This window comes from Azoarcus sp. KH32C, assembly GCF_000349945.1.
GTDB lineage: Bacteria > Pseudomonadota > Gammaproteobacteria > Burkholderiales > Rhodocyclaceae > Aromatoleum.
This window is the reverse complement of the sequence record NC_020516.1, coordinates 1,226,422-1,247,583: the sequence shown is the minus strand read 5'-3', so window position 1 is coordinate 1,247,583 and position 21,162 is coordinate 1,226,422. Positions and strand designations below refer to the sequence as shown.

Below are 21,162 nucleotides of genomic sequence, written 5' to 3'. Positions count from 1 at the left end.
ATCGAATACGACAGTCTCCGTCGTACGAAACTGCTTCAATTTCCGTCACCTAACAGCCCCACAGGATATCTTCATGCAAGTAGTAGCAGACGCTTGGGCTCCTCGGATCGTTGTGATGGGCGTTGGCGGAGCCGGATGTAACTTCATCGATGCTCTGCTCGGCCAGCCCGGAGCGGAGCAACTTGGATGCGTAGCGGCCAACACCGACGCCTCAGCGCTCGCACGCAGTCGCGCATTGACCAAGCTGCAACTCGGCACATCGGGGCTGGGAGCGGGGGCAATGAGCTCCGCAGGTCGGGCGTCAGCAAAAACGTCTCGTCAGGCGATCCGACAGGCTTTGAAGCACGCGCAGTTTCTCATCCTGGTCACGGGATTGGGTGGAGGCACGGGTACGGGAGCAAGCCCTGTTATCGCGAAGGTCGCACGCAAGATGGGCATTCCCGTGATCGCGATCGTGACTCGGCCATTCTCCTTCGAAAGTCGTGAGCGGGTTGCTCGCAAGGGGCTGCGACGACTCAGGCGCCAGACGGAAGCTGTGTTGCCGCTCAGCCTTGATGACTTCGCCGCACGTTGCGGCCCGGATGCAGCGATGGACCAATTATTCGACATCGTCGACAGGGAAGTCATAAACCTGGTCCGTTGCTTCACCTCGACGGTCTTAGAGCCGAACATGGTCAATCGTGACCTCTCGGTGGTTCTCGATTGGTTGACGGATGCCGGAGAACTTTCCGCCACGAGTATCACCGGGAAGGGTGAATCCGCATTGAAGGAGGTTCTCGCAACGCTGCACGCGGAAGGCGGCATCGTCGCCCGGCAGTTGAACGATACGCGCCGCGTCCTCGTCACGATCACGGAATCGTCTGTCCCGACAATGCGTTCGATTCGAAAGATTGTCCGGACCGTTCAAGAACACACGCCGCCCGAAGCATTCTTCATCTATGCCTCAACCAGCGAACCCGGTCTTGATACCGACCTGCGGGTGACCTTCGTTACATCTCGAATGAAGTGGCGGCGGCACTGAGCGCAAGGTGCCGCGGCTGGCGCATGCCCCCCTCCCCCTTCTCGAATCGAACAACTGGAAGCCAAGGTCATGGACGAACTCATCTCCGAACAAATCGAATCCCTGCTGGGTACCAACTACTCCATCAAGGGGCTCAACAAGAATCTGCTCACGCTGAGTGGCTTTCTGGCCGAAACCGCGCTGCCGGACACCATCGCGGCGCAACTCGAGCGCGTCTCCCAACTTGCGATCCTGCAGGATCTCTTTGAAAGCCTGATGCAGGCGTTGAACCATGCAACGGCCCCTGCAAATAAATCGCGGCTCGAACCGAGCTCCGACACGCAGGCCGGCGCCTCACGTGACCTCTCTCGACTGCTTGACCAGATCGAGGCCGTCCGGGCTCAGATCGGAGCGTGTGGGCCGATCAACTACGGCGAACTCATCGCCTGGATCGCCACACGGGCGCGTGAGCGTAACCTGCTGCGGCAGCGCTCCCGCCGATAACCCTGCCCGCCCATTTCGCATATATTGGCGAGGCTGGCTACCCACTCCCTGTCGGAGAAATTTCGATGCGCGTACTCTCAAAGTCCAAGCTCCTTGCCTATCTGCAGTGCCCCAAGCGCCTATGGCTCGAGCTACATCGGCCTGACCTGCGCGAAGAGTCGGCTGCAACCCAGGCAAGCTACGCCATGGGACACAGCGTCGGCGAAATTGCGCGGCGCATCTACGACAAAGATGGGAAAGGGTCGCTGATCGACGTTGCTGCTGAAGGCTTTGATGGAGCGCTTGCACGGAGCCAAACCCTTCTCGCCGGCACTCGCCCAATCTTCGAAGCGGGCTTCTCGGCCTCAGGCGCCATCGCGTTTGCCGACGTCCTGTTACCGCTCCGGCGCAGCGGCAAGAGGGCGTGGCGAATGGTCGAGGTGAAATCCGCCACGAGCGTGAAGGACTACCATCGGTGCGATACCGCGATTCAGGCATTTGTCGCACGAGAGGCGAAGGTCCCACTCGTCGGAATCGCCCTTGCCCACATAGACAGTTCCTGGGTCTATCCGGGTAGCGAAGACTACTCCGGCCTCCTCGTGGAGAACGATCTCACTACAGAGGCCTTCGACAGAAAAAAGGAAGTGCAAACCTGGATCGAGGACGCCCACGCTGTTTCAAGGCGGCGGAAGGAGCCAGTGATAGGCACAGGCGGCCACTGCGGCGATCCCTATGAGTGCGGCTTCCACGCCTACTGCTCCGCTCAGGAGCCCCAAGCCGAATATCCCGTCAGTTGGTTACCCCAAGTCAAGGCCAAAGCACTGAAGACGCGCATCGAGAAGGATGGCGCAAACGACCTACGGGACATCGACGACGACTTGCTCAACGACAAACAACTCCGGGTCAAGACACACACGCTGGCCGGAACGACCTACTTCGACCAGCAAGGCGCCCAAGCGGATTTGTCGGCTCACAAGCTGCCGGCCTATTTCCTGGACTTCGAGACGGTGACCTTCCCCGTTCCAATCTGGAAAGGCACCCGCCCCTATCAGCAGATCCCCTTCCAGTTCAGCCTTCATCGCCTTTCGCGTACCGGAAAGGTCGAGCATGTGGGCTTTCTCGATCTGTCGGGCAAGGACCCCTCGCGCCCCTTTGCCGAGGCCCTCATCGGAGCCTGCGGTGAACGCGGACCGATCTTCGTTTACAACGCGGGCTTCGAAACCGCGCGCATCAAAGAACTCGCCGCGCGCTTCCCGCGCTTGAAGCGATCCCTGGATGCTCTACTCGCACGGATCGTGGACCTCCTGCCGGTGGCACGCGAACGGTATTACCACCCCGACCAGCATGGCAGTTGGAGCATCAAGGCAGTGCTGCCTACGATCGCCGCGGATCTGAGTTACGACCGCTTGTCCGGAGTCCAGGATGGAGGAATGGCGATGGAGGCCTTCCACGAAGCCGTGTCACCGACAACGACGGCACTTCGCAAGGACGCGATCCGCGACGAACTCGAACGCTACTGCGAGCTCGATACGCGGGCGATGGTCAGATTGTGGGCTTACTTCAAAGGACAGGTGCTACCGACGTAGCGACCGAGGTGCGCCCAATCACTGGCGAGAATCAGTCGTTCGCCTGCTCGATGCTTCATGCAGTCGCCCCCGCTGTCGTTGACGCATACAACGCTGCCGTTTTCGCAACCTGCGCCGCGACGACTCCCCGGAGCCGCTCGGGCGCCAGGATCTGAAGGTTGTCCCCACACCCCAGCAGCCAACGCAGCAGTTGTCCGGTCGCAGGAACCCTTGCCTTGATGCGAACGGCAAACGGATGACCTTCGGGTTCATCCTCAATGCACTGCGCCGAACATAGCGGACAGTCCCGCAACAATTCGGCGACGTAACCGCGCGCAAGCAATTCAAGATCAACGGTCTCGCCTTCTGCAAAGTCGGCCTGTCCGCTGCTGATCTTTTCCTCAAGATTGAACCCGACCGCCTGGCGCACAGGCTCATCGCCGACAGCAGTCTTCAGGAATCGGTGCAGGGCGTACATCCGCACGGGGCCCGGTTCGTCGTTCTTAAGTGCATACACGTAGGCACGCGGTCCTCGCTGCACGAAGGCCTGCGGATGGATGGTGGGGTTGGTCGTCTTATCGTCCCGATCCCGGTAGGAGGCTTTGAGCGTCCTGGACAAGGCCAGGGCTTCCAGCACATCGGCGAGAACTTTGGGCCGGATGTCCGCAGGGCACAAACGCTGGGTGTCGGTGACGACCCGCATTTTGTCCGGTCCCAGGCCCACATCCGTATCGGCCTGCAGAAAGCGTCGCCACACCCCATCAAGATGTCCGGCAGGAAATTCCGTTTCAACAACGTTCCTCACCGTCTCCCTTATTAGCTCCAGCACGTAGCGGTGATTGTCGCCCTCGACCGCGGCGCCCTTGCGGCGGCGATAGCGCAGCGGTTTGCCCCCGGGATTGACCGGTTCGATCTGCCCGGTTTCTACCAATTCGCCGAGATCGCGCTGGAGGGCCCGACGTCGGGCTGGCAATGCGGTGTTCGCACCATAGAGCGCTCCCAACTTTCCGAGTAGCTGAGATACGTCGGGGCAAAGTGCGTCATCGCCGTTCATGGGGATGCGCTCCAAGAGCTTTGCCTGGCGTTCGATTCGGTCCTGATGGGCAGCCATACCCTCTCCGCATTTTGCTATGCACGTCGCAATATACGACAGGGCATGTCGCATGAAAAGCATCTAATGGGGCCATCTGGACGGCGGAGATCACCACCATGCGCGACAAGAAACCCGGCCCCCTGTCCTCGCGCGATGTGCTTCAGCGCATCGGCCTGGACGACGACAGCCACCGCAACCTGCTGCTCGACGAGGACGACTTGCTCGGCTCACCCCTCGATGGGCTGGCTGCGGCACTCAAGCAACGCTTCGAGAGCCTGAACACGCCCCATCGCTTCAAGCCGGGAGACATCGTGCGCTGGAAGTCCGGCTTCCAGAACCGTCTCTTCCCGCGCACGGACAAAGTCGCGATTGTGCTGGAGGTGTTGCCGGAGCCGATCTTCGACAGCGAAAAGGACTCGAGCTGCACCTATTTCCGCGAGCCCCTCGACATCGTGCTTGGCCTCTTCCTCGATTCGGGGCCGCACCGCGGGGATTTTCTGAGCTGGCACTTCGACAGCCGCCGATTCGAACTCTGGACCGAAGGAGACGCGCAATGACCGCCCCCCGCCCGAACCCGCGCTCGCCGTGGCGCACTGATTTTTCGCAAGTGCCCGCTGCCCAGCGGCGCGCTGCGCGCTACGCACTCAACATCTTGGCGACCTTCCCGGCGCTGCACGAACGGCTCGAAGACGTGGATATGATCGGAGCGCTATGGACCTTGACCCGTCCGCTCTTCGTGCCGACGACGCTTGAACAGCTGGAGGCGCAGTGGAGCCAACCCGACCCCGCCACGGAGGAGGACGACGAGGACGAGCTTCCCCGTCACCTCAGCTCGTCGCGCCGAGCACGGCGGCACGGGCTGCTGCAAGGGGTTCCCGGCGCGCGCATGAGGGCATACCTCATCCGGCGCTTCAAGACTTTCCCGAAAACGATGCTGGATCGGCTGAACAAGGCCGATGGCAGGGTACCTACCCATCCCAGCATCGGGGTGTTGGCCCAGTGCGCGGAACTCGACGCAGTCGAATGCGACCTCGTGGATTTCGTCGAGAAGAAGGATTCGGTCAAAGGCTTTCGCGATTTCCTGCGAGAGACCGGGTTCGAATCCTTCCGCGACCACTATGGCTGCCTGAGCGCGGCACTCGGGGTCTCCGTGAAGGATCTTCAGCACCGTCTGCACCGGCGCGGCGCGCTCAGCCGCCTGCAACTCGTCAAAAAGGGCAGTCGGCGCTGCGATCTCGAGGACTTCCTGAGCGCCGAGGACCTCCTCGACGACCTCCTCGCGCTCGAACCGAGCACGCCGGACGAATTGCTGACGGCCATCACCGAGCCTTGTCCGTCAGCGGATTGGACGCTTGGCGACTTCCCCCATCTCGAACGCGACAGCCGGCGCATGACCACCGTCCTCGGTAACGCGGCCCGGAATCACGCGGTCGGCGTCAACGCCTTGCTGTACGGCCCGCCCGGAACCGGCAAGACACAGTTCGCCTACGCAATCGCTGGCACGGCGGGACTGACCCCGTATCAGGTCAAGACGGCCGATGACGATGGTGACGGCCTGTCGCGCTCCGGGCGGCTCGGCGCCTATCAGCTCACGCAGCGCTTGTTGCGCGGACGCACCGACTGCGTGATCGTCTTCGACGAGGTGGAGGACGTCTTTGCCACGAGCGAGAACGCCCTTCTTGCCCTCTTTGGCGGCGCCCCGCGGGCGGGCAACGAGAAGGGCTGGATGAATCGTACGCTGGAAGACAATGCCGTGCCGGCAATCTGGATCACCAATGACGCGGACAGCATGGATCGCGCCTTCCTGCGCCGCTTCCTGCTCCCAGTTGCCTTCACGAATCCGCCGCGACGTGTTCGGCGCCAGATGGTCGAGCGCCATCTCGGCGATGGCCTGGTGCCGGAAAACGTCCTGGACGAGCTGGCCGCAGACAATCTCCTCGTGCCCGCCCAATTCGGCGCCGCACGGCGTCTTCTGGAACTGCAGCCGGACATGCCACCGGAGGTCGTGGCGCGCGAGAGCGTGTCGGCCAGCCGCCGCCTGATGACGGGCAGTGGCAGCCCGCATCACCGGAACTCCGCCACCGCCTTCGATGCGGCCTTCCTCAACGTCGCCGGGGGCATTGCACCGGTGCGGCTCGCCGACGCACTTGCCCGGCGAGGCCGCGGCACCCTGTGCTTCTTCGGCCCCCCGGGCACGGGAAAGACGGAGTTCGCCCACGTCCTTGCCGATGCGCTCGACCGGGAACTGGTCGTGCGTGCGAGTTCCGATCTCGTATCCCCCTATGTCGGACAAACCGAGCAGAACATTGCGCGCCTCTTCGCCGAAATTGACGCCGAGCGCACCGTTCTGCTTCTCGATGAAGTCGACAGCCTCCTCCGTGATCGGCGCCAAGCCAAGCACGGTTGGGAAGCGACGCAAGTCAATGAACTTCTGCTGCGCATGGAGCAATTCCACGGGATCTTCATCGCGGCCACCAATCTGCTGGAACAGATCGACACCGCGGCGCTCCGCCGCTTCGATTTCAAGCTTCAGTTCAAGCCGCTGACGCTTGGCCAACGGGTTGCACTGTTTGCCCGCGAAGCACTGGGCGATGTTGACTGCGCTCAAGCGCTCGCACCCGCACTCCTGCGCAAGCTCGAATCCCTCGAAGGCCTTACGCCGGGCGACTTCGCCAACGTCGTGAAACAGCGCGAACTGCTGGGCGAGGCGATGACCGAAGAGGAATTCCTGCGCCGGCTGATCCTCGAATGTCGCTACAAGGCGGGACTACAGGCCGCGGCGTAGGAGGCGTAAGCGCTTGTCGGCGAGAATCACGTACATCAGCGGTGCATCGTAAGGACTCGTGAGGAAGTCACCTAGACGCGATTCCGGCACCAGATGCATCGCCTGCGCCCCCCCCTTCGAGGCAGGGCTGCCGCCGATGCGCGCGTACCGCCGGCCGTATCGATTCGTCACGCGTCATTGTCGATTCCTCGCCTAATCGAGCCGTGGGAGCCGGACAAAAACAGGACCGAATCCTACCGATCGCGCTCGTCCTGGCTCCAAACGCGATCTCATCACGGAAGCGTACGGTACCCGCTCGCGGCAACCCTCACCCGTACCAAGCCCCTGTCATATACATGTTAGAATTCGTTGCGTTGCGCGCTGGGCCGTTGTCATCATAAAAGTCCGATTTCTTTATTCCGAGGCCATGCAGGCCGTAGCTCGACAAGGTTCCAGGGAATGACGATTCAGTGGGGTATTTTGGGCGGAGGTCGCATCGAGAGCATTCGGCGCGTACGGACGTTGGGATTGGCGGCCACCACGCGCCAGTTCAACGAACTGGCTGTGCCTGGTCTCGGGGGCGTGTGGTTCGGCAAACAGTTGTTTTTGGCTACTTTAGGCGTACTGGTGGCAGAACGTGCTAATCAGCTGGGGGGGCGTGTAACGAAGATCGCCGTCGCTAACGCTGTCGAGGCTATTGCTTGCTGGCTTGCCCTGAGTGACAGACACCGAGCTGGAGATGGCCGCTTGCGTGGCAGCACCAAGCTAGTCGGGCACGTCGATCTGAGTTTTCAAAGAGTCAGTCGCCCAGGGTTTTATGTGTCGCAGCCGATGCGCATGGCCACCGTGACGGCACTGCCTGCTCTTGGTTTGGTGGAGGCTTCGGGTAGCCGCTTTAATTCCTTTGCCGGCAAAGCGGAGGGGCTAGCCTTTGTCGAAGCCGTCTGCGAAGGTTGTCGCCCCTTCAACCGCAGTGTGCTCGACCATCTGGTTCAGTGGGTGTGTGGTGATGATCGTGTCAATAGCGAGGAGTTGCGCCGGGCCCTGTCGCCTCTGCAGCCATTGCCGCCCGCGGCTCTCGAATTGCTCCATGCTCGCCTGCAACAAGGCGCTCCCGGCGAGCCAGCGATCAACCGAGAGCGGCGTGCCGACGCGCTCGGCTGGGTGATGTCGCGACGGCGAGGGGCGACACCTGTTGCCTGGGCCAGTAGGCCCTCGCAAATCAGGTCCCAGGCGCACTGGGCCGATCTGCACGCCGGAGCCCTGTTCTTTACGGCGCGGGATGCAGCGCTTGCCGTACTGGAAGAATTGGAGATCGAGATCGGCACCTCTGAGCGACGCATTGCCCTCTGCGCGGCACCGGCCCCGCGTATCCAAGCATCCCTCGAGGCGCTGCGTCTAGCGGCGCGGGCGTTTCTGGACACCGGGCATTCGGCTGCAGAGGCACGGGCTTTCTGCAGGGAGTGCGTATCTGCCTCCGACGAAATGGTGCTGAGGTACTTGGTGGGCCGTGACGGGCGGATTCTGCGACGGCTGGGCGACGACATTTGCGCCGGACCTGCTTTCAAGGGCGGCCAGCACGATGCAGGAACGGACGAGTCCGATCCCGACGCAGCGCCAGTGATGGAGGATCCGGCCTGGCCGGACGGCATCTCTCAACGCATTCTTAATTTGTGGTGGCTCGGCCTTGATCTCGACGGCCTGCTGGATGCTTGGTTGATGCCCGCGAATGAGGAGATCGCTCATGGCTGATGGAACCCTGGGTCCCTTGTCGCTAATCCAGCATTTCGACGCGCCTACTGAATACCGCGGTGCTTTTGGCTGGATGTGTGGCTATTCGGCCGATCCGGCTTTTTTGAACGAAGCCATGGAGCGTTTCACCCGCGAGACGGTGGGGCAGCGCGCCCATCGCGGGCAGGTGTCGCTGGCCTTGTTGCTCGATCCCGGGTGTCCGGCCATCGGGCCCGTAGAAGTGCCCGGCCTCGCCCATCTGCCCTTGCAAGGGCCTGCACAGCCGCCGTTCCGGCTGCTGCACGCCAAGGTCGCCCTGCTGGGCTTTCGCCACGAATCAGGCGATGGCCGCTGGCGACTGCGGCTAATCGTGTCCACCGGCAACTGGACTCGTCAGACCGTCGAAGAGAGCCTAGATCTGGCTTGGTGCATCGAAGTCAGCTCGGACGAGGTCGACCCCGACTACTCTGCTGACAACGAGGACGTGCAACAGCGCTGTGCCGATGTGAAGGCCGCTTGGTCAATGCTGGAATTTCTCCACAGCCTGTTCGATCTGCGTCTGCTGGATGCGGGACAGGAGCTGCTTTGCCGTGAAACCGTAGTGACCCGCGCGGCCCTAGCTGGCTGGGTGGCTCGCTGCGCGGCCTGCGCCGGCCAGCAGCCGAGGTTTGTCGACAATCGACACCAAGCGCTGCTTGAACAGCTAGTGCCGCGTGTGCAGGGGCTTGCAGGCGGAAGACGACGCAACTACTTGGCGATGGGGTCAGGCTTCTTTGAAGGGGCATCCGCGCCCCCAAGCGGCGCCGTGCCGGCCGTACTGAAGGCGATCGTCGAGCGACTTCGTCTTGCCGGGCTACTCAGCAAGACGTCTACCGAGATCGATGTCTTCGTCAATCCGGCGGCCTGCCAAGCCGTGGCCGGCGCCGGTACGGTTGCAGCTATGCTCGACGAAGGCTGGTCAGTGCGTCCGGCCGCACGGATGGAGACGGTGTTCGGGCCCCATTCGCAGCGCTCGCTCCACGCCAAGTTTATTTTCAGTGCCTGCTCGCAGGACAATTCCGCCGCGTGCAACAGCGCTTGGGTTTACTTGGGCTCAGGCAACCTCACCGAACCTGGCCTCTGCAACACGATGTCGCCCTACGGCGGGAACCTCGAGGCTGGTGTGATCTTCGCGCCCGAGGGGTTGGAATGGAATCAACAGGCCAAGCGAGACCCGCGGAATGTCGTCACTAACCTGCTGCCACTTCAGTGGGACATCAAATTCGCGCCTAATGCCGTCCTGGGCGTAGGCGCGGCCATGCCACTAGCGGGTGATGCATTCCTTGCCCCGCCAGTGGCTTGGCTGACCTGGATCCCCGCCGAGATTGGCGGCGTGCTGCAGGCGGCAGCGCCGCTGGAACCGGATGTTTCGGTGCTCGATGTTTCGGGCAATCCGTATGCACGAGTACCGGAAGGCTTTCGGTGGCTAGGGCACAAGCCGCGCCAGGTGCGCCTGTGCTGGCAGCACGCCGGCCGTGCGCGCGAATGCTTAGTGCCGGTAATGGACGAGTTTGGGCGCCTCGCTGCGACCGAACTGGAGGCGCTGGATTTCGATGAGGCTTGGTGGGCGTTGGTCGGTTTTCCAGCAGCACCCAATGAGGACGCGGCGGCGCCGGATGATGCCGAGAGCAACGATCCGGCTGCGGGGGGCGGCACTGCGTCGTCCGGTGGCGTGACGGGCTACCCGGTGCGGCAGATGATGGAATTGATTGAAAACATTGCAGCCAAGCAAACCACGATTGCCCGCGCCGACTGGCCGGCTTGGTGCGCCCGCCTGGAGCAGACCCTGGCTCAGATTGCCGACAGCCCGGTGGTGACCTACTTCCAGACGCTGGATCTCAACCCGCTAAGTCCGCTGCGAATCGCGGCATTTCGGCCCGATTTTGCGGAGGCGCAGACGAAATCGGAAGAAAGCAGGGCCTACGAATCAGTGCTGGATCGTGTCGAGGAAAAGTGGAACACGGGAGATTTGTCGTCGATCGGCGGGGGCAAGCAATGAAGCAGAATTTTCGGGGCTGGGAGGCCGCCGGTCGGGTGCTCGAAACCCTCGCTGACTCAAGGGGACTACCCAACTGGCCACTTAACGAAGGCCAATGCGCGAGCCTGAGGGGAATCAGAGCCCGGCTGCCGGCCAACGGCGTGGTCATTGCCGACGAGGTGGGCATGGGCAAGACCCGCATCGCGGTGGCCCTGGCCCGCAGCGTCGTAGAAGCGGGCGGGCGGGTAGCGATCCTCGTGCCACCGGGACTGGGCTTCCAGTGGCGGGACGAACTCAGGGACGGTGGCGTCGAGGTGCCGGAGTTGCTGCGCAGCCTGGAGCAATACCTTGCTGCGTGGGCACCGGATAGGCCGTTGAAAGAGCCCTGGTTTGACCATGAAGTAGTGTTGCTTTCACACGCCTTTACCAACTGGCGCCTGAGCGAGGGAAGTCGTTCGTGGCGCTGGGCGGTATTGCCGACGCTCTATGCCCACTGGCGGAAACTCAGCGACGGACGTTTTCCACGCAACTTTGTCGAGCACAAAAAACTGGACGATACATGGGTGCAGGGCATGGCCAAAGGTGTCGCCGAGGCTATCCACCGCTTGCCTCGCTCCAGTCCGGCGTCCCGCATCATTTGCGAACTGGCTGAGCAAACCCCATGGCCTGCTGCGCTGGACGGCGCCCAATATCGCCGCGGCGAGAACCTGCGGCCGTGGCTTGAACGTGCCGTTGGCCTCGGCCTCGGTGTATTCGATCTGGTAATCATCGACGAGGCCCACAAGAGTCGCGGCGATGAAAGCGGCCTGTCGCGCATGCTCGACGGGGTGGTGCTGGTGAGCGATGAGGCGCGACGTCTGGCCATGACGGCAACGCCGGTCGAGCTAGATGTCAGTCAGTGGCATCAGACGCTCGAGCGCATTGGCGTCGATGCGTCGAGCCTGTCCGGCGCGGACGGCGATATTTTTGAACACTACGCCAGCGCCAGTGCCCGGGTGCGTCAATGCCCAGGCAAATCTGAGGTGCGGGAGGCATATCAGCGTGTGGCAGCTCGCTTCCAGGAGGTGCTATCATCCTACCTGCTGCGCCGCGACAAGCGCGAAGCGCCTTGCGTAGCAGCTTTTGCCAAACGTAGTGGGCTGCCTATCCATGCGTATCGGCAGGAGCGGGAAGTGATAGTCGATACCCTCAGGCTCAGCCCCGCCTGGCGACAAGCCGTGTGCGCAGCCGAGGCCTTGTCCATCGTCTCGCATCAAGCCGACGACAGTTTTTCCAAGCGACTACGCCTGACCATGGGCAGCGGGCACGGCATCGCCTCGCTGCTCGACCATGTCAGGCGCGATGCCAAACTGGACGAGCGGCAACTGGCATTGGACGGAGACGCCATGGACGCGACCCATCTATCGCTTGCCGACAAACGTCTGCAACGATCCGCCTGGTGGCGGGAAGTCATCTCCAGTGCTTTTTCCGACACCGGTGATCCGCTGCATGAACATCCGGCTCTGCTGGCTGCGGTCGACGCTATCGAAGAAGTAACCCGGAGTGGTGAGAAGGTGCTGGTGTTCGGCCGTTTCACACTGCCTCTGCAAGCTCTGGTGACCTTGCTCAATGCCAGGGAGATGCTACGCACGCTGGATGCTGGCGGCCAGTGGGCGCAGGCCAAGGTGCACGAGGATGAATGGCCGGCACTGCAGGCCGCCCATCGGCAATTGGGGCGCGCGGGCGAGCTGGACCGTGCCGCTCTTGATCTGCAGCTGGAGCGCCAGTACCGCGAACTTGAGAACCGTCGCCGGGAACGTCGTTCCGGACTGTTAGGACTTCTCGATGCCGGCCTGCCGCCGCAAGGCAAACCAAGACAGATCTTCGAAGCCTTCCGACGAGCAAACGAACAGCACGCGGGCCGGGGTGAAAGCCCGCTCGCGCTGGTCACCCGGGTCATGGATGAGATCACTGGTACTGGGCTGAACGACGCACCTGCACAGAACATATCAGCGGCTTTTGCCGAACTCATCGATGCGGTCTGCGAGCGTGGCGAGGGCGATGAGGACGGCAACGGTCTGCTTGACGCATGGGAGGCCGCCAATCTGTGGACGATTCTGCAAACCCGCCTTGAGGATGAATTCAACCGTCCCGAAGGCGGCTTTGCCCGCCTCATGTACGGCGGCACGAAACCCGAGACCCGGCGACTGCTGCAACTTGCATTCAATCGCCCCTACAGCAATCCCCGCGTCCTGGTCGCTCAGTCGGTGGTCGGGCGAGAGGGGCTCAATCTGCATAAGGCCTGCAAGACCGTCGTGTTGCTTCATCCCGAATGGAACCCCGGGGTCGTGGAGCAGCAAATCGGCCGAGTCGACCGCGTTGGCAGTCTGTGGGAAGCTAAGCTGGAGGAATCCCCCCTGGATTGCCCAGCGGACGCGTTGCCGCGCATCCTCGTGCGCCCGGTGGTGTTCAAGGGGACCTACGACGAGAAGAACTGGGAGGTCCTGCGCGGCCGCTGGGACGATCTGCGGGCGCAGCTGCACGGAGTGGTCATTTCGCCGCGTCTGAGCGAGTCCCTCGGTATTGCGCCAGAGCTGGTCGGGGAGATCAACCGCGCCGCGCCACGCTTTTCGCCAATGTCATTAGCCCTATGCCCACTCTGCGGGCATAGGGCTGCAACCACCTACCGGGAAATTCACGATATCTGGAAAATGAAAAGCAGTCTCCAGCCGGCCTGCCCGGAATGCGCGGCCAAGCCGCAGGAGTGGATGACCTAGGCAACATTTCTCGCCCAAGCGCTCATCGCTCAGGTAGGTGGAGATGGCACTTTGCCGACTGGCTCGGACTCACCATTCCCACGCAGAGCGCTTGCACCGGCTTTGCGGATTAGCTTCCAACACGTAATGAGACATCGGGGAAGGCTTACGGTATTGCGTCACAACAGTCCTCCGACGTGGCCGCATCTTTGTCCCGACTCGGGACACGCGCTAACTAACCTCACCTACGATCGGTCCGCGCTCGAAACTGATGAACGACCGATTGGGGAGCGGTTCCTGAATTACCTGCGGGCTACGTGCCACCATTGCTCAGGACGTTACGTTTTCCTAAGCGTCAGGCATTCAACGAAACAGAGGGCAAGTTGGCCTGGCCGAGTTCCACCGTTGCCCCGCGGTCTGCCCGGGTTTCGGGCAGAATGTCGACGTGCCACTTAGCCTCCCCTCCCCGCCTTGCTGGCGAATAGGCAAGTACGAACCGGCGTTCAACCGAATTTTCGTCAACACCGGGCGTCACCGCTGCGATGGCGAGTGCGGCCCCCGGCGCGAACTGCACCCGAAAAATCGACGTGTACTTGCTGCGCTTGCCCTCAAATACGATTTCAGGAAAGAGGCGCGCCAACACGGAGCGCACTCGGGCCGGCGCAACGTCGGAATCGAACAGGCCGTCGAGGACGACGGCGGGGTCAACCTGCAACTGTGCCTCGATTACCGCTCGGTCGACCGCCTGCTCCCCCGCAACGAGTTCGTCCACACGCAGCTTCTGCGAGCGGACGCCCTCGCGCGCCTCTGCATAACGGGCCATTAGAACGGGGTCATCCTCCTCGCTCGTCGCCAATACCCTCGACAGTCGCTCCTGAATACGTTCGAGGCGCGCAAGCTCCACGCGCGCAGCTTTGAGTTCGGCCTCGCCCCCTCCGTCGAGCCGTGCCCGTAGCAAATTCTTGAACGCGGAAACAAACTCAGGTGTCAGGAAGAAGCGCGCCGCCTCAAGCAGAAGCACCTGAACACCAGCCGCAGCGACCGTGCTCGACAGCCGCGCCCGTTGGTCATCCACGCATTTAGCGACCATACAACTTGCACAGTAGAGCGAGCGGCAGCGCGCGAGGCTAGTCAAGACAAGCGTACCACCACAACATCCACAGCTCACGAGCCCCGCCAACGCATGCTTGCCTCCTCCGTAGCCCGATCGGCTGACGGTCTTGCCATTGCAGCGGTCCCAGACGTCATCGCTTACCAAACGCAGGCCGGGACGCTGGTAGGTCTTCTGTTCGAGCTGACGCCCCTCCTTCTTCGCCAGTGCCCGGCTCCGCCCAGACCCATTCCAGACGAACTCGCCCTTGTAGATGCGGTTGGACAGGACGTTACGGATGCGGGAGGGCCGCCAGTAGTCGGCCTCGTTCTTGCGGCTCCGATGGCAGGTCGGTATCGCGGAGGCGTTGAGTTGTCGCGCGATTTCGTGCATGGACTGCCCCTGCGCGCGCCATGCAAAGATATCGCGCACGACCGCGGCAGCCTGCTCGTCGATGACCCAGTGCGACCCCAGGTGGTTGCCCGCCGCATCGAGCTCACGCCTGAGCGAGTAGCCATAGGCGGGCGCGGCAATCATGTACCCGCGCTCGAGTTGTCCCATCATCCCGCGCACGACGCGGTGCTTGGTGTCGCGCCCGGCCTGCTGCGCGACGATGCCTTCGAGTCCGAGGAGCAGCTGCCAGTTGGGTCGCCCCGTGTCGATGCCATTGGCCGTCAGCATCCGCACGCGCTGATTGGCTTCGAGGCGCCGTGCGAGTTGCGCCTGGGTCACAGCGTCGCGCGACAGGCGCGAGAACTCGTCGACCAGCAGCACCGAGAACGCATGCGCATCCCACGCCTCCAGCAGTGCCTGAAATCCTTTTCGGCGCGCCTCGCCCTTGGCCTTCCCGGTAATGGCAGCGTCCTCGAATACCAACACGTTGTCGAGCGTCAAACCATGCTGCTTGGCCAGCTCCCGGCAGCGCCGAATCTGGTCGTCCACCGACGTTGGGCGCTGCTGGTCATCGGAATACCGGGCATAAATGGCAACACGCTCCTTCATTTTTTGCTCCCTTCCTTCTTCTCCGTTGGCTTCTCGCGGATCTGATGCGCCGCGATCTCAGCAAGCAGATCTGCCAGATCCCGCACCGCGTCCGGCAGAGCCGAGGCTGGGCGGTTAACGGGTATAGCGTCGGACGTACCCCCATGCCGCATGTTTTTCATCCTCTTTCCTCCAGTCGCCCGCAACAGCGCGATTTTTCCTCAACCCACCATCGATCATCGATCCTGCCCCCGCAGACCGTATGTCGCGGGGGCTTGTCACGTCAGGCGCAGGCAGCACGGCGCAGCACTGCGGCGCGAAAATCGATGACGTTCGCAGCAGGCGCTCGCGCGGCCGGTGATGGAGTACGAATGGTCGGGGTCACCGCCGTGGACACTGTCTCCGGCGCAGCCTGCACCTCGGCGACTGGGGCAGGAGTCACCGGGGTCGTGCCGGACCCGGCTGGCGGCAGCGAGCGAGCAATTTCTTCGGGCTTGAAGACAGTTCGGCGGCGCCCGCGGTGGGTGTATTCCGTCGTCGAGCCCCGAACTTCGTCCATCTTGGTGGCAAGACTGCCCGCGCATAGGTGGGCGTAGCGCTGCAGCATGCGCACGTCGCGATGGCCTGAAATGGCCTGGAGCTCGAGGAGTCCGAAGCGTTCGGACTCCGCCAGGCGCGAGATGGCCTCGTGCCGCAGGTCGTGAAAGTGGAAATCCACGACCCTGCTCTTGGGAATGACCCGGTTGAAGAACGCCTTTTTCAAGGCGTTGGGCGTGAGGGGGAGCAGCAAGGTCGTGCTGTCGTCATTCTCGGACAGGTTCTGCAGCGCAAGCAACGCGCGGATGACTTGCAGCGCGCGCATGCTGAGCGGCACCTTGCGACTGCGACCGTTTTTGGTGTCGCGCAGGAATGCATAGCGCAACTCGAAGTTGATGTCGGCCGCGGCAAGTCCCAGGAGCTCGCTACGGCGCATCGCCGTCTCGAGCGCCAGCACGATGGCGGGCTCGACATACGGATTCTCATCCGCGCGCGCCGCCTCGAGCAGCTCCTTCTCCTCGCTCGGCGCCAGGCGCCGATCGCGCTCATTGAAGTATTTCGGCCGCCGCAGCCCCTTGAACGGGCTTTCCACGGGAGCGATTTTCCACACGTCGTCCGCGTAGTTCAGCGTCTGCGAAATCATGTCGAGTTCGCGGTCGACGGTGGCGGGCGCCACCTCGGTGAGGCGGTCGGTGATGAAGTCCTGCAGGTCTTCGGTCGTGAGCGCCGCGAGTTTCTTGTCGACGAAAGCCTCCTCGCGTAGCAGTCGCCGGATGCGGGTGCGCTCGATGCTGGCGCCTTTGTGGGAGGGAACGACCTGCTCAAGGTAGCGCTCGAGGAGGTCGCGCAGTGTCGTCTTCGTCGCGACGGAGTAGTCACGCACGACGCTCACCGACAGTTGCGCTTCAATATGGAGGCGCGTTTGCTCGGCCGCCTCGAAGGTATCGAAGGTGATGAACTGCTCGGGAACGCCTTTCCTGCGCACGCGCAACTGGAACGACGTTTCGAGCTGCGTGAGGCGAGCCTTGATGCCGCGGTCCGCGAGGGCTTCGACGTAGGTCTGAGCCTTTTTTCGGTCGGTGAACGAGAAGCGGCGGTTCAGCGTGACGTCGGTTCGAACGGTGACGACAAACGGGGAACGATTCTGAATGCTGCTCGAGGCAGCCTGCGAGGACGACATGCGCGATACTCCGATGAGGGCGAGTACCGGTATAGGCAAAAGCGGAGGGCATGCCGCGAACGGATCGCGGGACGGCTGCTCCGGACGTTGGAGCAAAAATGGAGCAAACCCTGGTCGAGTTTGCTCCATTTAGCCGCAGCGCGAATCATAACGGGTTGATTCGCAACGAATTTGTGGTCGGGGAAAGAGGATTCGAACCTCCGGCCCCTGCGTCCCGAACGCAGTGCTCTACCAGGCTGAGCTATTCCCCGACGGTACCGAGCAGTTGTTAGTGATTTCTCTCAACTGCAAAGTCCGATAATTGTAGCAGCGCTTCTTTGAAAATGGAAGGGGAAAGTGAAGAAATTGCGTCGATCGCGCGTTGCGCCTCGGCGCGCGCGTGACGGCGCGTCTCTTCCAGGGCGCCAGTCTCGTGAATCGCTTCGAGAATCCTCGGAAATTCGTCGCGCCCACCGCTTTCGATCGCGCCACGGACCAGTGCCGCCTGCTCGGGCGTGCCGTGCTGCATCGCATGGATCAGCGGCAGCGTCGGCTTGCCTTCGGCGAGGTCGTCGCCGAGGTGTTTGCCAGTCGCGGCTTCGTCGGACGAGTAGTCCAGCACGTCGTCGATGAGCTGAAAGGCGGTGCCGAGGTGCATGCCGAAGGCGGCCATGCGTTCCTCCGTCTCTTGGTCGGCGCCGGAGAGGATCGCGCCCAGACGCGTCGCAGCCTCGAACAGTTTCGCCGTCTTGTAGCGGATCACGCGCAGGTAGTCCTCGATCTCGACATCCGCGTTGTGACAGTTCAGCAATTGCAGCACCTCGCCCTCGGCGATCATGTTCGTCGCATCGGCCAGGACCTGCATCACGCGCATGTTGTTGACGCCGACCATCATCTGGAAGGCACGCGAATAGAGGAAATCGCCGACGAGAACCGACGCGGCGTTGCCGAACATCGCATTCGCCGTCTTGTTGCCGCGGCGCAGCTCGGATTCGTCCACGACGTCGTCGTGCAGCAAGGTCGCGGTGTGAATGAACTCGACGACGGCCGCCAGTTCGTGGTGATGAACGCCCCGGTATCCCATCGCGTTGGCCGAAAACAGCACCAGCGCCGGGCGCAGGCGCTTGCCGCCGCTTTGGATGATGTACTCCGCGACCTGCCGGATGAGCACGACATCGGAGTAGAGACGCTGACGGATCACCGCATCGACGGCCTGCATATCGGCTGCGATCGGCGCGTAGAGCTGCTGGGTCGACAAGGCTGCGTGCTCGCGAAAAAAGGGCGATGTTAGGGGGCCGGGCGGCGCCCCGTCAAGAAAGCGGGGATCAGAGCCCGCGGTCTGCGGCGCGAACGATGTCGGGGCGGTCCGTGATCACGCAGTCCACGCCCCATTTCGAGAGCGTCTGCGCCTGGAGGGGATCGTTCACCGTGTAGCAGGCCATGCGGAGTCCGGCTTGTCGGACCGCCGCCACGGTCGCATGGTCGAGCGAGCGCTCGCCGGCATGGAGCGACACGGCGCCGAGCCGGCGGCAGCGTTCCTCCCAGTCGTCGGGGACGGCCCCGACGAGCAGCCCGCGTGGCATCTCGGGCGCGAGCGCGGCGGCGACCGCGAGCGATGCTTCGGAAAAAGACGACAGCACCAGCGGGGGGGCTCCGCCGCTCCAGTGGCGCCGCAGCGTGCGAACGACGCATTCGGCGGTCGCCTCGTCGGCGCCTTCCGAGGGCTTGATCTCGAGGTTGATTGCCAAGTCGAGCGCGATACAGCGGGCCAGCGCGGACTCGAGCGACGGAATCCGTTCGCCGGCAAAACGCGAGTCGAACCACGTGCCCGCGTCCAGCGTCGCCATCGCCTCGTCGGGGAGGTCGGCGACGCGGCCCCGGCCGCTGGTCGTGCGTTCCAGCGTCTCATCGTGAATCAACACCGGCGAGCCGCTGGCATTGAGCATCACGTCGAATTCGACGCCACCACAATTGCAGGCGGCCGCGACGGCCAGCCCCGCCAGCGTGTTCTCCGGCGCCAAGGTGCCGCCGCAGCGGTGCGCCAGGACGCGTGGCAGGGACCAGTCGCGCGCGGCCATCGCGATCTCGTCAGCGTACGCCGGACATCAGGCTCTGCACACGCACCACCGCAGTGTCCAGCGCCTCCTTGGCGGGCTTGCGATCGGCCCATACGGCACGGAGCTCTTCGTCGAGGATGCTCATCACGCGGGAACGGCCAGTGATGGACGTGGCGCTCGAATCGGCCGTGGCAGGCTTGGCGGTGAGCTGGGCGACGGCGACGCGCACGTTATCGAGGTCGGGCGCCAACAGGTCGCTCTGTGCCGCGAAGACGCCGGCACGGTTGAGCGGCAGGTAGCCCGATTCGCGTTCCCAGGCGATCTGGTTTTCAGGCTGCAGCCAGAATGCGACGAACTGCGCGACGCCCTTGTACTCGGCGGCCGGCTTGCCTGCGGACACCCACATGGCGCCCCCTTCGGCCAGCGTGTTCTGCGGAGCGCCGCCGCCGGCAAAATCGTCGTGGTAGGGCAGCGGGGCGATGCCGACCTCGAAATTCGCCTTGCGGCGGAAGTCGGTCCAGCTCGACGACGGGGCAGCGATCACCGCGCACTCGCCGGCGGCGAAGCGGCCCTCGGCTTCGCTGTCGGTGTCGAAGGTGCGCAGGTAGCGCGCACGATGCCAGCTCGCCATCATCGCGATGTGCTTGACCTGCAGCATGCCATTAAAAGCCGCCCGCTCGCCCTTGGCCTGACGCGCGGCGACCGGCTCGTTATGCCAGGCGCTGGTGTTCTCGATCATCACGCGGCCCGGTTGCGAGACCGTGTAGGGGCATTGCGAACCGGCGTCGACCAGTTGGCCGAGCACTTGCTGCAGATCGAACCAGGTCTTCGGGAGCGCATCGGGGTTGAGGCCGACGCGCTTGAATTCGTTGCGATTGAAGTACATGACCGGCGTCGACAACGCGACCGGCAGCGCCAGCAACTGCCCCTTGCCGTCGACCAGCGAACGGGTCATCGTGGCGGGCGGCTTCAGCGTCTGCAGCGGCACGCCTGCATCACGCATCACGGCCGACAGCGGCTTGTAGCCGACCTTGCCGCTGAAGTAGCGCTCGAGATCGTCGCCCAGGACGATGGCCATGTCCGGCGTATCGCCGTCGGCCAGCGCCGTCAGCACGATGCGGTAATCCTTGCTGCGCTCGTTGAAGCGGGTAACGAGCTTCTGCAACGCTTCGGCGCGGTCCGGATCGAGCTGATGCCCGAGGCGGATTTCACGCGGTCCGGCGGCTGGAGCTGCCTTCGCGGGGGCGGCCGGAGCGGCCTTGGGTTTCGCCGCATGCACCGTCGCGGGCAAACCGACCAAGGCGCCACAACAGAGCAGCGCCGTAAAACCATTTTGCAGTACTCGAGCCACAGGCTTCATTCCAGCTTCCTTTACGACCGTAAACGTGCAAAGCGCGAAGTATAGAACCACTCGCCATACCCCGTCGCCCGCGACGATCTATCATTGCATCAAGATTTTTCCCGCGATGACGTTAAAGTCCTCAGGCCACCCCGCAGATACACTTTAGACCATGCTTGCCCGACGACTTGTCCCGCTGATGCTGCTGCTCGCGCTGACCGCATGCGAGCGAACCACCGAGCTGCTCGGTCTGCCTGATCCGAAAAAGGAAGAGGCGGCGGCCGAGGCCGAAGGCAAGGCGATCGGCGGCGCCTGCCGCCACGCTGGCCGTGCGCTGGAAGACTGCTATGCGCTGAACCCGAAAGCGCAAAAGGCGGCGATCTTCAGCGGCTGGCGCGAGATGAACGACTACATGACCGAACACAACATCCAGACCGTTCCGCCCACCGTCACCCCCACCGCAAAGCCGGCAGCGGCCGAAACGGGTGGCGAGAGCAAGCAAGCCGCCAAGCACTGAGTCCGGCCCGGCGGGATATCCGGGCTAGGCGCGCGGCGTGGCGCGGCTTATCATCCGCGCGTTCCCGCCGTCCCCACACGGCATCCACCGTCGC

General features: G+C 63.2%; 16 protein-coding genes, 1 tRNA gene and 1 pseudogene. 10 read left to right on the top strand and 8 right to left on the bottom strand.

What is annotated here, in order from left to right:
- Positions 1-73: 73 nt before the first annotated feature.
- From AZKH_RS26185 to AZKH_RS05630, 3 genes are all read left to right on the top strand, one after another.
- Positions 74-1,021: a cell division protein FtsZ gene (locus AZKH_RS26185; protein ID WP_015434778.1), complete on the top strand. Its 948-nt coding sequence runs from the start codon at positions 74-76 to the stop codon at positions 1,019-1,021.
- Between the two features lie 69 nt (positions 1,022-1,090).
- Positions 1,091-1,504, top strand: a complete 414-nt coding sequence (locus tag AZKH_RS05635; RefSeq protein ID WP_015434777.1) for a hypothetical protein — start codon at positions 1,091-1,093, stop codon at positions 1,502-1,504.
- A 65-nt stretch (positions 1,505-1,569) separates the two neighbouring features.
- Positions 1,570-3,069, top strand: a complete 1,500-nt coding sequence (locus AZKH_RS05630; RefSeq protein ID WP_015434776.1) for a DUF2779 domain-containing protein — start codon at positions 1,570-1,572, stop codon at positions 3,067-3,069.
- A gap of 55 nt (positions 3,070-3,124) precedes the next feature.
- Here AZKH_RS05630 and AZKH_RS05625 read toward each other — a convergent pair whose 3' ends face one another.
- Complete coding sequence (locus AZKH_RS05625; RefSeq protein ID WP_015434775.1) at positions 3,125-4,159, bottom strand: YafY family protein; 1,035 nt, start codon at positions 4,157-4,159, stop codon at positions 3,125-3,127.
- 98 nt (positions 4,160-4,257) lie between these two features.
- On the opposite strand from AZKH_RS05625, the gene AZKH_RS05620 reads away from it, so the two are divergent.
- The 6 genes and pseudogenes from AZKH_RS05620 to AZKH_RS05595 all read left to right on the top strand — a co-directional run bounded on the left by AZKH_RS05620 (position 4,258) and on the right by AZKH_RS05595 (position 13,409).
- Entirely contained in the window at positions 4,258-4,698 is a 441-nt protein-coding gene (locus AZKH_RS05620; protein ID WP_015434774.1) for a hypothetical protein, read from the top strand.
- Positions 4,695-6,926 (top strand): ATP-binding protein, encoded by a 2,232-nt coding sequence (locus AZKH_RS05615; protein ID WP_015434773.1) that lies wholly within the window; start codon positions 4,695-4,697, stop codon positions 6,924-6,926. Before AZKH_RS05620 ends, AZKH_RS05615 begins: the two co-directional genes overlap by 4 nt.
- A gap of 143 nt (positions 6,927-7,069) precedes the next feature.
- A pseudogene (locus tag AZKH_RS26685) lies at positions 7,070-7,215 on the top strand (IS5/IS1182 family transposase); the annotation flags it as partial.
- Between the two features lie 149 nt (positions 7,216-7,364).
- Positions 7,365-8,657: a hypothetical protein gene (locus AZKH_RS05605; protein WP_015434771.1), complete on the top strand. Its 1,293-nt coding sequence runs from the start codon at positions 7,365-7,367 to the stop codon at positions 8,655-8,657.
- Positions 8,650-10,674, top strand: a complete 2,025-nt coding sequence (locus tag AZKH_RS27170; RefSeq protein WP_015434770.1) for a hypothetical protein — start codon at positions 8,650-8,652, stop codon at positions 10,672-10,674. The genes AZKH_RS05605 and AZKH_RS27170 overlap by 8 nt, the downstream gene beginning before the upstream one ends.
- Entirely contained in the window at positions 10,671-13,409 is a 2,739-nt protein-coding gene (locus tag AZKH_RS05595; protein WP_015434769.1) for a helicase-related protein, read from the top strand. The genes AZKH_RS27170 and AZKH_RS05595 overlap by 4 nt, the downstream gene beginning before the upstream one ends.
- Before the next feature lie 334 nt (positions 13,410-13,743).
- On the opposite strand, the gene AZKH_RS05590 is transcribed toward AZKH_RS05595, so the two are convergent.
- The 7 genes from AZKH_RS05590 to AZKH_RS05565 form a co-directional block, all read right to left on the bottom strand.
- On the bottom strand, positions 13,744-15,480 hold the full coding sequence (locus AZKH_RS05590; RefSeq protein WP_015434768.1) for a recombinase family protein: 1,737 nt from the start codon (positions 15,478-15,480) through the stop codon (positions 13,744-13,746).
- Entirely contained in the window at positions 15,477-15,641 is a 165-nt protein-coding gene (locus AZKH_RS27165; protein WP_015434767.1) for a hypothetical protein, read from the bottom strand. Before AZKH_RS27165 ends, AZKH_RS05590 begins: the two co-directional genes overlap by 4 nt.
- A gap of 101 nt (positions 15,642-15,742) precedes the next feature.
- Positions 15,743-17,305, bottom strand: a complete 1,563-nt coding sequence (locus AZKH_RS05585) for a site-specific integrase (RefSeq protein WP_156822042.1) — start codon at positions 17,303-17,305, stop codon at positions 15,743-15,745.
- Between the two features lie 45 nt (positions 17,306-17,350).
- Positions 17,351-17,427, bottom strand: a tRNA-Pro gene (locus AZKH_RS05580).
- Between the two features lie 17 nt (positions 17,428-17,444).
- Complete coding sequence (gene ispB / locus AZKH_RS05575; protein WP_015434765.1) at positions 17,445-18,413, bottom strand: octaprenyl diphosphate synthase; 969 nt, start codon at positions 18,411-18,413, stop codon at positions 17,445-17,447.
- Positions 18,414-18,480: 67 nt separating this feature from the next.
- Entirely contained in the window at positions 18,481-19,233 is a 753-nt protein-coding gene (ugpQ, locus tag AZKH_RS05570; RefSeq protein ID WP_015434764.1) for a glycerophosphodiester phosphodiesterase, read from the bottom strand.
- Between the two features lie 10 nt (positions 19,234-19,243).
- Positions 19,244-20,572, bottom strand: coding sequence for an extracellular solute-binding protein (locus AZKH_RS05565; RefSeq protein ID WP_015434763.1), 1,329 nt, complete (start codon positions 20,570-20,572; stop codon positions 19,244-19,246).
- Between the two features lie 178 nt (positions 20,573-20,750).
- Here AZKH_RS05565 and AZKH_RS05560 point away from each other — a divergent pair, with 178 nt between their 5' ends.
- Positions 20,751-21,068, top strand: coding sequence for a hypothetical protein (locus AZKH_RS05560; RefSeq protein ID WP_156822041.1), 318 nt, complete (start codon positions 20,751-20,753; stop codon positions 21,066-21,068).
- Positions 21,069-21,162 lie beyond the last annotated feature (94 nt).

What these genes read in the sequence shown, in the direction of transcription:
- AZKH_RS26185 (WP_015434778.1), top strand. Translation starts at nt 74, where the DNA reads ATGCAAGTAGTAGCAGACGCTTGGGCTCCTCGGATCGTTGTGATGGGC.
- AZKH_RS05635 (WP_015434777.1), top strand. Translation starts at nt 1,091, where the DNA reads ATGGACGAACTCATCTCCGAACAAATCGAATCCCTGCTGGGTACCAAC.
- AZKH_RS05630 (WP_015434776.1), top strand. Translation starts at nt 1,570, where the DNA reads ATGCGCGTACTCTCAAAGTCCAAGCTCCTTGCCTATCTGCAGTGCCCC.
- AZKH_RS05625 (WP_015434775.1), bottom strand. Translation starts at nt 4,159, where the DNA reads ATGGCTGCCCATCAGGACCGAATCGAACGCCAGGCAAAGCTCTTGGAG.
- AZKH_RS05620 (WP_015434774.1), top strand. Translation starts at nt 4,258, where the DNA reads ATGCGCGACAAGAAACCCGGCCCCCTGTCCTCGCGCGATGTGCTTCAG.
- AZKH_RS05615 (WP_015434773.1), top strand. Translation starts at nt 4,695, where the DNA reads ATGACCGCCCCCCGCCCGAACCCGCGCTCGCCGTGGCGCACTGATTTT.
- AZKH_RS05605 (WP_015434771.1), top strand. Translation starts at nt 7,365, where the DNA reads ATGACGATTCAGTGGGGTATTTTGGGCGGAGGTCGCATCGAGAGCATT.
- AZKH_RS27170 (WP_015434770.1), top strand. Translation starts at nt 8,650, where the DNA reads ATGGCTGATGGAACCCTGGGTCCCTTGTCGCTAATCCAGCATTTCGAC.
- AZKH_RS05595 (WP_015434769.1), top strand. Translation starts at nt 10,671, where the DNA reads ATGAAGCAGAATTTTCGGGGCTGGGAGGCCGCCGGTCGGGTGCTCGAA.
- AZKH_RS05590 (WP_015434768.1), bottom strand. Translation starts at nt 15,480, where the DNA reads ATGAAGGAGCGTGTTGCCATTTATGCCCGGTATTCCGATGACCAGCAG.
- AZKH_RS27165 (WP_015434767.1), bottom strand. Translation starts at nt 15,641, where the DNA reads ATGAAAAACATGCGGCATGGGGGTACGTCCGACGCTATACCCGTTAAC.
- AZKH_RS05585 (WP_156822042.1), bottom strand. Translation starts at nt 17,305, where the DNA reads ATGGAGCAAACTCGACCAGGGTTTGCTCCATTTTTGCTCCAACGTCCG.
- ugpQ (WP_015434764.1), bottom strand. Translation starts at nt 19,233, where the DNA reads ATGGCCGCGCGCGACTGGTCCCTGCCACGCGTCCTGGCGCACCGCTGC.
- AZKH_RS05565 (WP_015434763.1), bottom strand. Translation starts at nt 20,572, where the DNA reads ATGAAGCCTGTGGCTCGAGTACTGCAAAATGGTTTTACGGCGCTGCTC.
- AZKH_RS05560 (WP_156822041.1), top strand. Translation starts at nt 20,751, where the DNA reads ATGCTGCTGCTCGCGCTGACCGCATGCGAGCGAACCACCGAGCTGCTC.